The organism is Spirochaeta isovalerica, from assembly GCF_014207565.1.
Lineage (GTDB): Bacteria > Spirochaetota > Spirochaetia > DSM-2461 > DSM-2461 > Spirochaeta_F > Spirochaeta_F isovalerica.
This window is the reverse complement of the sequence record NZ_JACHGJ010000001.1, coordinates 922,569-936,377: the sequence shown is the minus strand read 5'-3', so window position 1 is coordinate 936,377 and position 13,809 is coordinate 922,569. Positions and strand designations below refer to the sequence as shown.

The window sequence follows — 13,809 nt, the reverse complement described above, 5'->3', positions numbered from 1 at the left end:
TTGACAGATGAATGACCCTTACCTATATTAGAAAAATGGAAAAAAAAGATGAAGATCAGGCTTTTCATGAGCTTGTTCTCGCTTTGTCACGCTGTGATGATAGCGAATTGATAGAAGATTTTCTCAGGAGTCTTCTGACTGATAATGAAGTGTATGAAGTGGCTTCGCGCTGGGCTCTTGTCAAATTGATAGACCAGGGCGTAACACAAAGACAGATTTCAAGAGATCTCGGTCTGAGTCTCTGTAAAATTACCAGAGGTTCGAGAGAGTTGAAGAAAGAGGACTCCTCTTTCCGGAAAATGCTGAATCTTCTCGATCAGGTTTAATGGTAAATCCCTATTATCCGGTTCTGCTTGCTGCGGAATTGATTCTGGCCCCGGTTGTTTTTATACTCCTGTTTTTTATTACTGCCCCCTACGGCCGTTTTGACAGAAGAGGCTGGGGGCCGGTTCTCTCATCCCGTACGGCCTGGATGCTGATGGAATCACCTTCGCTGGTCCTCCCTGTGCTTATGGCATTGCGGAGCTCACCCAATGCGGGAGGGCTGATTTTCCTCCTTATCTGGCTCAGTCATTATTTTCACCGCGCCGTCATCTATCCTTTCAGAATATCCAGTCCCGGCAAGCCCTTTTCTCTGTTGATCATGTCATGGGGATTTTTGTTCAACATGATAAACAGTTATGTGAATTTCTATTTTATATTCCATATGGCAACTCATTATGATTTCTCCTGGTTTACCAGTACGAGATTTATTGCGGGATTCCTGATTTTTGCCGGGGGATATCTTATAAATAAACATTCAGATGCTTTACTTCGAAGTCTCAGAGGGGAAGGCAACAGAGGCTATTCTATTCCCGAGGGCGGTTTGTACCGATGGATCAGCGCTCCCAATTATCTGGGGGAAATTCTTGAGTGGGGCGGTTGGGCCCTTATGGTCTGGTCTCTTCCCGGCACAGCGTTCTTTCTCTTTACCGTTGCCAACCTTCTACCCCGTGCGATGAAAATTCACAAATGGTACGGTGAGACATTTTCTTCTTATCCCGAAGAGAGAAAAGCGATTATCCCCTTTTTCTTCTGAATTAGAGGCTGAATAGAACCGGTTCGCTTTCCTGATAGCTGTTTAATACTACGAGGGCTTCCGATTCAAGGCTGTCTTTAATGTATCTGCATAAGGATTCACCTTGCTTTCTGTCTATCAGATCCGCTTTGTTCAGGAGAATAACCTTCCGGCTCCCCTGCGGAGCGGATTTAAAGAGTCCCTGTTTATGATTAATCAATTTAATCAGATCGTCCGGCGTGACAGGTGAGGATTGTTTTTTACCGCGGATCTGTTCAAAGATTTCCGGTCTGTGAACCTTTGAATCATCTCCGGGGCAGTTCAGCACATCAAGTCCGATCAGGCCGATATAGATGGTTGTCAGGGGAGAGATAACCGGTTCGTGTTCTGCGGGAGCTTTCAGAGGGCGGCCGGCCGATCCGTCAGCTTCCACAACAAGGTATTCGAAGTGCCCGGACGCTTCTTCAAGGAGTTCCAGAGGTACGCCTGTCAGTTTCCCGGGATAAGATTCGGAACCGAAGCCGAATACGAGAGGGAGGTCTTTATCGACGGATAAGAGGTCCCAATGTATGGTCATTCCCTTCCGGGAATCCAAAACCCTGTATAAGGGGGAAGGTGAAGGCTTCATTATCTTGGTCGTCGTTGTTAACAGGACGGAATGGCCGGATAAGCGCCTTCCCAGCTCAAAGAGTGTCGCTGTTTTCCCGCCGCCCCCTGCTATAGAGATGACAGCTTTTCCATTTTTCAGATTGAGGAGGTCTGATAAATTCACTTTCAGATAATATCCAACTGATAACTGACCATGTCATCATCATCGAAAATAAAGCAGCCTGAGATGCTTTTACCTTTTATGACATGAGGAAGCCACAGAAGATCATCTTCCCACATCCTGCTGTAGGGAATATCATCAATCGCTACCCAGAAAGGATCCGCTTCATCGGTTTCCCTTTCAACACCTTTGTATTCCCGGGCTATAAAAACCGTTCCCTCCATCTTCAATCCGTTAGTAAACTGGAAATAGAGCTTTCCGCATTGCAGGGGATCGAGAGGTGTCAGTCCGACTTCCTCTTCCGTTTCGCGTACTGCCGCTTCAACGGCAGTCTCTCCCTCTTCGATATGTCCGCCCGGAGCATTGACCTTTCCGGCTCCGAGTCCCCGCTTTTTATTAATGAGCAGGACTTTGCCTTCTGAAAAAATATATGTGATGACAGCGAATTTATCAGCGGTCCATTCGTTCCAGTCGATGTCCTTTACATCTGTTGCATTATGTGTTTCTATCATGAATTTATCCTTGTTACATTTATATACATTTCCAAGCCCTCATCGGGCAGATCAGGTGGCAGATTCGTAAAAATTCTGAAGATCCTTGTCTCTTCAGGGGACAGAACCGGATTTTCCCTCTGTATAAGATCTCTGGAAAGGGAAAACAATTCATCGCCTGAGAAATTGCGCCACTTCAGATCAATTTGAAAGCGTTCAACCGGAATTGTTCCGCTATTAATCATTTTCAATTTGATATTAATATAGTTTTCTCCGTAACCCTGGAATGAACTGGATTCAAGCTGGGAAAAATCGATTTTCACCCCTTCAGGCCGGTATGCTGTCCATTCAACAGAAATAGGCTGCGCTTCTTCCTGCTCGGGAATTTCATCTGCCGTAACCATATTCCTGAGGGAAATTCTCACTTCATCTATTTCAGGCGGCAGATAGTGAACATAAAAAAACTCATCGATAAGGGCCGGCTCTCCGGGCATGAGCCATTGCTCTTCTTCAACAAGGGGAATTGTTTTGCTGAAAAGTGTTTCTCCGCCAAATTGTCTGAAAGCCACGTTCAATCCGGCGGATTTGATAGCTTTGGATTCATTAATAAGTTTACCCTGTAGTGTGTAGGAAATGGAACCGTTGGTCAGGCTCAGCCTTGATTGATCAATTTCAATCTCGCAGTCCTCCAGCTGACCGGTGATGACGGTTTCCAGCTCTCTATCGGTAAAGGTTTCTGTTTTCTTGACAGAAGGAACAGCCATGGACGTTTCGCTCTCAGGCGATTTCTGCTGAAGAAAGGAAAATGAGAATCTGTTCTGTGTAAAAAGAGCGGCAGCGACAAGAAGCAATAATCCCGCAAATGGCAGGAGAAGTTTTTTGTAGGGAGTTTTACCGGAGAGAGCTTTTTCTTTATTTCGGATATCCTTCAATATGTTGTCGGCGATGGGATTCCGGTCCGTTACCGACTTTGAAAAGGATGCGTGATTCGAAGCCAGCTGCCGGTTTTTTCCTTCACTTCCTTCTCTGCGGGCTTTCAACAGATAGAGTTGCGCTATCCTGTTGCGGAACTCATCGGAAAGAGGATGGATTTCTACAGCCCGTTCCATGGACATGAGGGCTTCCTCTATCCTACCGCTTTTCAGGAGTTCTTCGGAACGCTTTATATGGCTTGAGGCTATTTGATTCAATTTCGCTATATGCGAATTGGATAATTCAAAAGAATCGAAACACTTTTTCAGGGCTTGATAGTTGAAGGGATCTTTCTCCGCCAGCAGTGAAATTTCATTAATATAGCTTTTTAATTTGTCAGCTTCATCTTCCACAAGTAGACTTTAACATGATGTGCTAAAAAAATCCCTACCTTCAACCGATAAAGAGAAAAAGGTTTAGATGAAATTAACAGTATTTTACCATAAGAACGATATAGATTTTCTCTTTCAGTTTTCTTCCGTATCGGAAGAGTATTTTATCGAGTATGACAGCTATGCCATAGAACCTGATTGGGAACCGGGAAGCGATATCCATTTTCATGAAAAAGTGACGCAGGCAGAAAATATGCTTATCGTTCTCTCTTCCCATTCCATTAATGGAAAATGGCTTCCCTATGTTATCGGCTATGCCGAAGGGAAAAAAATCAATTGCCATCTCTATCTGGCTCAGGATGAGAGGCCCCGATGGACGGAATCTTTTAATATAAGCCAGTCTATAGATGATCTGATTGAATATTATAAATACTACAACGATAAGTGGCTGGAAAAGGCCACGGTCCGGATCGCTAAAAAAACGCTGATCGATCAGCACCGGGATATTACCCTTACGGCCTTTGTAGAAGTTGTCAAAGAGGGTGATTGTATGCTTGCCGGCATATATCTCGAAGCGGGTTACAGCGCATCGGACCGCGACAGAAACGGGGTCCCCCTGATCTGCTGGGCAGCTCGTAACAGAAAACTTCCCATGATCAAACTGCTCATGAAGGCGGGAGCGGATATCAATGCCGTCAGCGATGACAGAAATTGTACGGCCCTTATTGATGCCGCATCGGAAGATGATTATGAATGCGTCGTCTTTCTGCTCCAGTATGATCCCGATCTGGAAGTCGAGAGTAAAAACGGACAGACAGCTCTGACCATTGCCTCCGGTCATAACAAACCGGATATTGTCAGGGCTCTTTTCGAAGCCGGTGCCGATATGAATAAAAAAGATCTGCTGGGTATGTCTGCCGTAACCTATGCCAAACTGCAGGGAAGCCAGGATATAATCGATATTTTTGAAGGTAAAGAAAGCTGATTATTACTCTGCGCTTTGTCTTTTCTGAATTTCCTGCTGAAGCTCGAAAGAACTCATTGCCGTATCAATCATTTCTTTGGCCGGGCTGAACAGAGGGTCCAGTTCCAGACAGGCTTCCCATTTCTTGATGGCTTCCTGATATCTCCCTTCGGCATATATCTTCAGACCCTCTACATAGAGAATTTCCGCCTGTTCGGCTCTTTCCTTCCGCCCGTAGTCGCCCATATTGAGTCTTAATTCCAGACTTATTCTGTCCGGCTGGCTGAATTGCGTTGTAAGGTCCAGTGTGTAGTTGATAACAAAATCGACCTTCGCTGTTTCCACCGCCGTGCCTATGGTAAAGCGTGGCAGGCCGGACTTGAGCAGAACTCCGCTCTGGAGAGAAAGGAAATTGGTCAGAGTCAGATCCATTCCGACAGCGAAATAGGGCGCCTCCGCATCTGTTCCGTCGATATTGAAGGGAAGGTTGAAATCAAAAGCCATTGTGAGGGGTCGGAAGGGACTGTAAGCCAAACCGGCGCTGAACCGGGTCGGCAGGGGGTCGGGATTCTCTATAAATTCTGCACCGACATTTTTCACGGACAGGCCGAGTGAAAAGTTCTTGTCCCTTGAATAATAAGGTTTGAGAAAGTTGAAACGGGTCATTATCCCCGCATCGCCCATAATGGCGACAGCCGACTGGTTCTGCGCTATGGAAAAGGGAACGTTGCGGTAAGCCGCTTTAAAACTGCCGCCGAAACTGATTCCGTCGAAATAGAAATTTTTCAGTATATTATAGGAAACATTGGCGGTGCCGACTGTTTCCCAGTAATAACCGGCTGCATAATCGCCGGAATAGTCATTGGAGTAACGGTCTCCCCAGTCATTGACGCCGGTAAAGGGGAGATACATCATTTTTCCGGCAAACCCCAGACCGAGATTTCCCAGTCTTGTTGTGAATATGACGCTCTCGATATTAACATCGTTAATCCAGTTGTTGTGGAGAAAAGAGAGTTCCGTCACATCGAGAAGGGAGCTGGCGGCGGGATTGGAATCGATAAAACCCGAATCGATGGCAATGGCGGTATAGGCCGTGGCCATGCCTTCGTGCTTGCCTCCCGAGGGTACGAGGAGGATCAGGAAGGAATTGGTACCCGAATTGGGATCGATTCCGAACATGGATGACCAGGAACTGTAATAGTCTTCAAAATTCTGACTGTACAGTAAAACTCCTGAGAATAATAATAATGAGAGAGCCAGGGCCTTGTATTTCATTTCCTGATACCAGTATATATACACTTCCCGGTTTTATCTAGGATCTTAAAAAAAATGCCGATAATGGTATACATTGGGTATAGATAATAAGAGGAGCGGGAAAGAGAATAACAGTGAAACGGGGACTCATTAAGGCTAAAGGTATAATTCTCCTCATTTTTATGCTGGTGATAAATTTCTCTCTTTCATCCCAGGACCTGACAAATAAGGAAATCCGGGCTTTGATGGAACAGGCCCAGGCATATTATGATGATAAAGATTATGACAATGCCATCAGGGTTTTGACAGAGATCCTCGATAACGATCCGGATCGTCTCGATCAGGCTGTTAAGCTGATGGATAAAATCCTCGAAATCAGAAATCTCTATAATCAGAAATACAGGGAATTGATTACGGAGCTGTACGAGAATGAAAATACGATTAGGGCTGACGAGTTAATCAAGGAACTGGAAGAAATCGAACCGAATCCCAATGAGGAAATCAGAAAGGATATAAGAAAAATCCGAATTGCCGTTGAGCTGGTTGTTGATAAAATAGAGATTAGAAAAATAATGGATGAAGCAAAGCTCCTTCTTGATAACAGGGATTATGAAGGGGCTCTTTTAAAATATCACGAAGGTTTTATCCGCGGTTACAGAACCTTCACAGAACCGGTCGCGACAGAAGACCTTATCGTTTCCACACTTGAACAGGAGTCTCTTCCCCGAATCAGGGAGTCTATTTACGAAGGGGCGTTAACTATCGTCCGGGACGAGCAGGCATTGGCGGATCGAATCGCCTTATTCAGCCAAACGATCAAAACGCAAACTCCCCAGAGGATTGCAGCGGGACTCAGCGAGCTTCTCGATGAAATGGATTCGATGTCTGATCAGAGAAAAGCCTTTATCGACAGCAGCGTCGCAATTAATCAGAGCCTGGAAAGAATTATAGGTATCGATGACAGGGCGCCCGAGAGGTTTTTCCTCGATTTTTCACTGATCCTCCTTTTCGGCAGAAGCGATTCTGATTTCTTCGAAGGAATTATCAGCGCCACTGATTTTTTCTGGCAGGATCTCTTCGATTCGATTTCAAGCGAGCTCAATGCGAGAATGGCCGCCAGTTACGGTAATGCGGCTCTTTCCTACGGCAATGGAGACCTGACCGCGGCGAGAACCGCTTATGACAATACGCTCGATTTCGCAATATCCACGATCAGTCTTTATGAGCTTTTGTATAACAGGATATCGGTTCAGCCTGATTTGCAGATGGATGAATACAGTTCATTTATTGTGGGGAAATACTATGGTTCGCTTGTCGATGCCCGAGTTTATGCCAGGGTAACCGATTCTTTCAGGACTATGATTAGTCTCAGAGAGAGCTTCAGCGACTATTCTCTTGCCCAGAACCGGTCCATTGAAGAGCTCTACGGTTTAAGACGGTCCATACTGGCTGATCTTCCCCGGATCGATGAAGAGGAGAGCCTGTGGGCCACAATCGGAACCTCTCTCAACTGGCTTGATCCCTATGGAGCCCTGCCTGAAAAATCCGGGTCCGTTTACAGTAATGTAAACCGGGAGCTCGCTTCCCTCCGGAAAGAGATGCAGGGGATAAACCTTGCCATCCTGACCAGATTGACCGACCGCGAATACAGCCGGATCGAAACGGCTCTTTCGGGATATGAAGAAGATTTTTCAGATAACCGTGAACTTATTGATGGTGTGAAAGATGATGAGGTCATCGCCTATACGGGCAATAGCGAAATTCTTTCGACCTTCCCCGATAGAGCCCTTCCCGGCCTGATCAGCCTCAGAGACAATCTGGATGTCCTTCTGGGAGAAACTGAAGATGTCCTCGACACATTTAAAAGCGAAGAAACACTTCAGGACGAGAGCGGAAAAATCGCCGAGTTTATCGATAAAACAGAAAAAATAGTCCCCCGGATAATAGGGCTTGCCGAGGATACGGACAATCTGGAAACTCAGGCCAGGGACAATATTTTCAGAGCCGACGGATTCGAAAATCAGGGAACCAAACAGCTGGGCGAAGTGAAAACGATCGTCAACAGTTCCCGTGCGTCGAAAGAGAGCTTCGACAGGGCGAGAGAAAACCTGAAGGATGCCAATAATTCCTTTTACCAGTCATTCTCTCTTAAGGAAAATCTGGAGCTCCGCAAAAGGGTCGATGCCGATCTGGCCTCATTGCAGCAGGCTCTGATAGATGCTGAAAACCGCCTCGTCGTAGCCGATGTTCGTAACTATATCAATCTGGGTAAACAGGCTTATATCGACAGACAGTACAGCCGGGCCCGAGCTTATATGGAACGGGCTCAGAACCGCTGGCTGACTACGAACTCGGAAGATCATCCTGAAATCCAGTATTGGATGGCGCTGATCGATATCGCTCTTAAATTTGACCAGGGCCGTAGCATCAATCCGACCGAGCCGCTTTATGATGAAATGACCCAGTTTCTCAATCTCGCTTATTCCAATTTCAACAAAGGGGTGAATCTTCTGGCCAGAGGGAACAGAGACGAGGCTATTGAAGCATTCAACCAAGCCCTGTCGAATCTGGAAAATGTTGAGATTTATATGCCCAGAAATGAGGATGCCAGCCTCCTCCGTCTGAGGATCGCCCAGCTTATCGATCCTAACCAGTTCCGGGCCAGCTTTGCCGAAAGAGTCAACTCCGCCTGGGATAAGCTTCAGTCGGATTCCAGCACTTCCCGGTCGGAAGGGTATGGCGAACTTCTGGACCTGAGCAAGATCGATCCCAATTATCCCGGGCTCAAGGAAAAGATTGCCATAGCGGAATACGATATTCTGAAAACCCGCCGAAGGCCTCCCGACCCGGCCAAACTCGCCGAGAGCGACAGATATTACAGGCAGGCCCTTGAAATCGTTGAAACGGGTCAGCGGACTTCCTATGCCATAGCCGAAGGTTATCTCGATAGGGCTATTGCCGCCAATCCGGAAAACAATCTTGCCATTTCTCTGAAAGATCGCATACAGGTCGATACGGGAGGTACAAGTACACTTGTTCTCCCGACCGCTCTGGAAAACCGTTTCCGGGAAGCTCAGATCCTCTTTGAACAGGAAAGATACATCGAAGTTCTACAAATTATAGAAGAACTGAAAAAAGATTCGAGAGCCCGTAATTATCCGCCGTTATTGAAGTTGGAAGAGAGGTTAAAATCAAAATATTAAAAAGAGCCGCATCAGTCTTCATGTTCCTGCTTGGAACGGTATTCTCGCTACAGGCTGCCGATTTTTTCTGGGAAGATCCCAGTATTTTATCGGAAAACAGCTTTTTCCCCCAGACGAAAGGGGGCGACGGGATTATTGTCTCTGTCTGGCAGGAATACACCGGGAAGGGCGACTCGGGCGGGACGATTTCTCTTTACAGCGCTGTCTCGCAAGACGGATTGAACTGGTCTTCCAAAGTTAATATCACCGGCGTGCTTCCCTTCAGCTGGGATCAGAAAGTTTCTCTCTTTTCATTTGTTGTGGACCGGATGGGCGTGATCCATGTCGCTTTTGCTCTCGATGAAAATACAATCACCTTTTATCGTTCCGATGACAAAGGGCTGACTTTCTCTGAGGAAGGCGCAGTGCAAGCGGAATCCACAATAGTCGCTCCCCGTTTATTTCTGAAAGAAGACGACAGCCTGATATTGTTCGTCACTCAGAAAGCCGATCTGTTTATTGAAGGGATTCCCGGAACGCTATCGGTTTATTTTACGGAAACCGATGCAGAGGGAGATTGGGCGGAGCTGAGTCGTTTTGTTGAAAACGACAATCTCCTTCAAAGCTTTCTTCCCTTTTACGCTTCATGGAACGGAGAGGAATATGTTATCTTCCAGGCCATCCTTTCCAGTGTCAACTTTCAGCTGTTCATGAAGAAGCGAAACTCGGAAACAGGGGGCTGGAGCGAAGAAATACTGCTGACCGATTTTATTGATCCTGCGACACCGGAGCTGTCGCCTGACGATTTTTCCAATCAGAGGCCTTTTCTCGCTGCATATGAAGATCATCTCTCCCTGGTCTGGGAAAGGAACGAATTCGGGTTGAACAGCCGTATTTATTATATGCAGCTTGACCGCGATGGCAACAGAATTTCCGATGTGGAAGCCGTGACCGAAGATTACAGGATTTCGGCATTCCCCAGAATCGCTTCGGTTAAAGGGGAGGAAATCCTTCTCTGGTTTGACAACCGCGATGGATACAGAGTCATTATGGCTCAGAAGGTCGGTCTGTTCTGGGATGATAGCATTGTCAGTACCATGAACGGCGATTCCACTTACGGTTATTTTGTACCGTTCAGAGCGGAAGACGGAGAGGAAGAGCTTCTCATTGCCTGGGAAAATGTGTCCGGTACGAGAAACAGGACGGTAATCCTCAGTCCCGACCAGACCGTGGATAAGCCTCGAATCTCTCCGGTCAACTTTATCAGAAACAGGCGGTCCTCCCAGGAATTCCCTTCCTTCACCTGGACAGAACCGGTCGACTCTTCCTATATCAGAGGGTACAGCTATATCTGGACCCAGGACCAAGAAGAGGTTCCGCCGCAAAAGCTTGATCTCCGCGGTGATCCTCTTAGAAGAAGAATGTCATTCCAGGCTACCGGGGAAGGGCTCTGGTATCTTAAAGTCATCGCCCAGGACTATGCCGGCAACTGGTCCGATCCGGCAGAGCTTTCATTTTATTACGATATCACACCCCCCGGGGAAGTGGTTTTTATCGAACCCGCTACAAATCCATTTGGTTATGCCTTATCCAATACCTTCGACCTCCGTTGGGAGGATCCGCCTGATGAGGATATCGAGCGGTATCTCTACAGAATCAATTTCCTCGGATCGGATATTTTTTATTCCGATTACAACAGACTCTCCTATGCGACTCCGACCAGAGAGGTTCCTCTGGACAGGCGTGTGCAGATCAATAACTACGATAACGGTTACTGGGGCATTACAGTTGTAGCCGAAGACACGGCAGGTAACCGGAGCAAGCCGTCCATACAGGTCTTCCGCCTCAATAAATACATTCCTGTCACATATATAACCAATGTTACCGCTACAACTGATGATCTTCTGAGAGTGAAACTGACTATAAGAGGTAGGGGATTCAAAACGCAGGGTGAAATCGGTTCTGTGATTATAGATCGGGACGGGAAAGAGCCCTGGGACCTGCAGTACTTTCTGGATAAGGGAGATTACGCAGTTTTAGATGACAGAACCATATCGGGTCCCTTAATAGATGATATTGAAGAAGGCATCTACAGGATCGGAGTGATTCACCCCGAGAGGGATCTCGTTTTCTGGCGGAACCAGATGCAATTCGATTCGACCGGCGTTGTCAAGTTCGGCGATTTCACAACCGATTACAAATCTGTCTGGAATCTCATTCCTTACAAGATCCGCACGGTTCCCGGTAATCTGATTCTCACCATAACAGTGATGTCGCTGCTCGGGCTCATTATTACCCTGTCGGCTTTCAGGATGGTTCAGATAGGCAAAGAAATCCGCGAACTGACATATGACAGCAAAGCTCTTTTCGAAGGGGGCTTGCTGACCGATGAATTAAGAAAGGAGAAACTGAAAACTATGAAGCGAAAAGGCGTCGGCCTCAGAATGAAATTCCTCATGGCTCTGCTCGCCCTGGTTATTTCGGTAATCCTTATGCTTGCCGTATCCCTGGGACTTTATATGATCAATCAGCAGAGAGAAAACCTGGGAGACAGCGTAAAGCAGCGGGCGGAACTCCTTCTGGCGACGATTGTGTCCGGTGCGGAAAACTCCCTTCAGCAAACGGGACTGGACAGAAGTCTGGGACTGCTGGCGATTCCCAGACAGACAAACGCTCTCGATGAGGCCATTTATACGACTATTACCGGTACGGGCTCCAATGACAGAACCGTTTATAACTATATCTGGGCTAACAACGACCCGGACATAACCAGCAAATTCGCTCTCTCCGATTCATTAAGTGAAAATGAAGGACAGCAGGTGACGGATGGGCTGGATGAAGCCGGGGTTCGGCTGTTCAATCGACTGTACGGGAAGAATGACAACGGATATAGTCTCAATGAAGATATTTCTGATGAAGACAGAATCAGTTTTCAAAAGATTCTCGCCGAAGCCGGGCTTGCCGGAGCTTACACTGTCGGGGGAGAAAAGCAGATTTTCGATATCATTTCCACTGAACTTAAAAATGTCGAACAGACTATTAACGAGCAGGGACGGGAGATTGTTGGTGACATTCCGGCTAAACTGGAAGAATTGCAAAGAAGAGGAATCCAGCTGGCAACGACCGGCGGTTCCCGGGAGGAAATCAATCTCATTCAGAGCGATATCCAGGCCCTTTCCGAAGATCTGAACAATAAGCTAACCAATATCGCTGATCAATCCTTTATCTACCCCCGGTTCGTTCCGGCGGAACTCAATCGCGATCAGCTGGAATATATATTTTACCGCCCCATTGTCTATCAGGATTCCAATACGGATTCTTATTACCGGGGAGCCGTCAGGCTGGGGATAACCATTGCTCCGCTTCTCGACACGATCGATGAAAACATAACCGGCCTGATCCGGATTACGATTTTTATCTCCCTGGCCGCACTGGCTCTGGGGATTGTAGGAGCCCTTATTCTCGCTTCCACTATGATCAACCCCATCAAAAAACTGGTTGCCGGGGTAGAGAGAATCCGCGACGCTGAGGATATTACGAAACTGGAAGCGCAGAATATCATTGTCAAATCGAAAGATGAGCTCTACGATCTGGCGGAATCGGTCAATCAGATGACTTCCGGTCTTATAAAAGCCGCCGTGGCGAACCAGCAGCTCATGCTGGGGCAGGAAGTCCAGAAGAAATTTGTCCGCCTCGATCCCGTTCCTTCGGGAGAGGAGAGAAAACTCCCTTCCGGATATACCGATGACGAGTATGCCGAGTTTTACGGATATTATGTCGGGGCGAAAGGTGTATCGGGGGACTATTTCAACTACAAGAAAATCGATGACGAGCACTATGCCTGTATAAAATGCGATATCTCCGGTAAGGATATTCCGGCTTCTCTTATCATGGTCGTCGTTGCGACGGTTTTCGACAGTTACTGTAAGAACCTCAATCTCAAACGCGACGGAATCCATCTCAATAAAATGGTCGCCGACGTTAACGACCTGATCGAACAGCTTGAATTCAAAGGTAAGTTTGCCGCCTTTACGGTTGCGCTTATCAATATCAGAACGGGTAAAACCTGGATGAGCAATGCCGGTGACAATATCGTTCACTTCTTCGATTCTTCGAAACGGGCCATGGATTCTCTCACCCTTCACAAAGCGCCTGCTGCCGGGCCGTTCTCCACCGATCTGGTTGATATGCAGGGCGGTTTCAAGCAGGAGACACATACGTTCCGGTCAGGAGATATCGTATTTCTCTTTACTGACGGAATTGAAGAATCCCAGAGAAGTTTCAGGAATTCGGATTTGAAGATAATCGAATGCGAGGGCTGTGAATTCGCCGGCGAAAAAGACGCCAAAGAGAACCGCGATACAGATACCCACCTTATCGGCTCTACAGTCGAAGAACTGGGGCTGAAACGGATAGATGAAATTGCCAACGCCATTCTCAATGGCGAAAAATACGAGCTGATCAAGCATCACAACCCCTTCCCCGACGATAAGCTCACTTTCGATTTCAGCGGATGTTACGATTCCATTGAAGACGGTGTCATGGGGCTTCTGGCGGTTGAAAAAATCTTCAGGCTCTTTCCCGATCCCAATGCGGGACCCGGCGACAGGATCATGATCTACAGGAAAATCGATGAATTCCTGAGAGATCACTTTGATCAGTATAAAGAGTATTTCCGCTATCCGGTAGAGCATCCCGAAATGCCTGAATATATTTACTACACCCATCTCAAAGAAAATGCCCAGTACGACGACCTCACGGTCCTGGCAATCAGGAAAAAATAAGCCC

The 13,809-nt window shown here is 47.0% G+C and carries 9 protein-coding genes; 5 read left to right on the top strand and 4 right to left on the bottom strand.

All coding sequences use genetic code 11. The features are described 5' to 3' along the window. The first annotated feature begins 35 nt into the window (after positions 1-35). Positions 36-326 (top strand): Trp family transcriptional regulator, encoded by a 291-nt coding sequence (locus tag HNR50_RS04100; RefSeq protein WP_184744099.1) that lies wholly within the window; start codon positions 36-38, stop codon positions 324-326. Beyond that, on the top strand, positions 326-1,078 hold the full coding sequence (locus tag HNR50_RS04095) for a DUF1295 domain-containing protein (protein WP_184744096.1): 753 nt from the start codon (positions 326-328) through the stop codon (positions 1,076-1,078). Before HNR50_RS04100 ends, HNR50_RS04095 begins: the two co-directional genes overlap by 1 nt. A gap of 1 nt (position 1,079) precedes the next feature. On the opposite strand, the gene yqeC is transcribed toward HNR50_RS04095, so the two are convergent. From yqeC to HNR50_RS04080, 3 genes are read right to left on the bottom strand one after another with little or no spacing between them, the layout of a single operon-like run. After that, a complete protein-coding gene (gene yqeC / locus HNR50_RS04090; RefSeq protein WP_184744093.1) occupies positions 1,080-1,829 on the bottom strand; it encodes a selenium cofactor biosynthesis protein YqeC in 750 nt (249 codons plus the stop codon). Positions 1,830-1,831: 2 nt separating this feature from the next. Continuing rightward, positions 1,832-2,338 (bottom strand): 8-oxo-dGTP diphosphatase, encoded by a 507-nt coding sequence (locus HNR50_RS04085; RefSeq protein ID WP_184744090.1) that lies wholly within the window; start codon positions 2,336-2,338, stop codon positions 1,832-1,834. Further along, positions 2,335-3,642 (bottom strand): tetratricopeptide repeat protein, encoded by a 1,308-nt coding sequence (locus HNR50_RS04080; protein WP_184744087.1) that lies wholly within the window; start codon positions 3,640-3,642, stop codon positions 2,335-2,337. The genes HNR50_RS04085 and HNR50_RS04080 overlap by 4 nt, the downstream gene beginning before the upstream one ends. 67 nt (positions 3,643-3,709) lie before the next feature. Here HNR50_RS04080 and HNR50_RS04075 point away from each other — a divergent pair, with 67 nt between their 5' ends. Beyond that, positions 3,710-4,606 carry an ankyrin repeat domain-containing protein gene (locus HNR50_RS04075; protein WP_184744084.1) on the top strand — a complete coding sequence of 299 codons (897 nt, stop codon included), beginning with the start codon at positions 3,710-3,712 and terminating at the stop codon, positions 4,604-4,606. A gap of 3 nt (positions 4,607-4,609) precedes the next feature. On the opposite strand, the gene HNR50_RS04070 is transcribed toward HNR50_RS04075, so the two are convergent. Beyond that, a complete protein-coding gene (locus tag HNR50_RS04070) occupies positions 4,610-5,860 on the bottom strand; it encodes a UPF0164 family protein (protein WP_184744081.1) in 1,251 nt (416 codons plus the stop codon). Positions 5,861-6,021: 161 nt separating this feature from the next. Between HNR50_RS04070 and HNR50_RS04065 the strand changes: the two genes are divergently transcribed. Continuing rightward, positions 6,022-9,042: a tetratricopeptide repeat protein gene (locus tag HNR50_RS04065; protein WP_184744078.1), complete on the top strand. Its 3,021-nt coding sequence runs from the start codon at positions 6,022-6,024 to the stop codon at positions 9,040-9,042. Positions 9,043-9,062: 20 nt separating this feature from the next. Next, positions 9,063-13,805 carry a SpoIIE family protein phosphatase gene (locus HNR50_RS04060; RefSeq protein ID WP_184744075.1) on the top strand — a complete coding sequence of 1,581 codons (4,743 nt, stop codon included), beginning with the start codon at positions 9,063-9,065 and terminating at the stop codon, positions 13,803-13,805. Positions 13,806-13,809 lie beyond the last annotated feature (4 nt).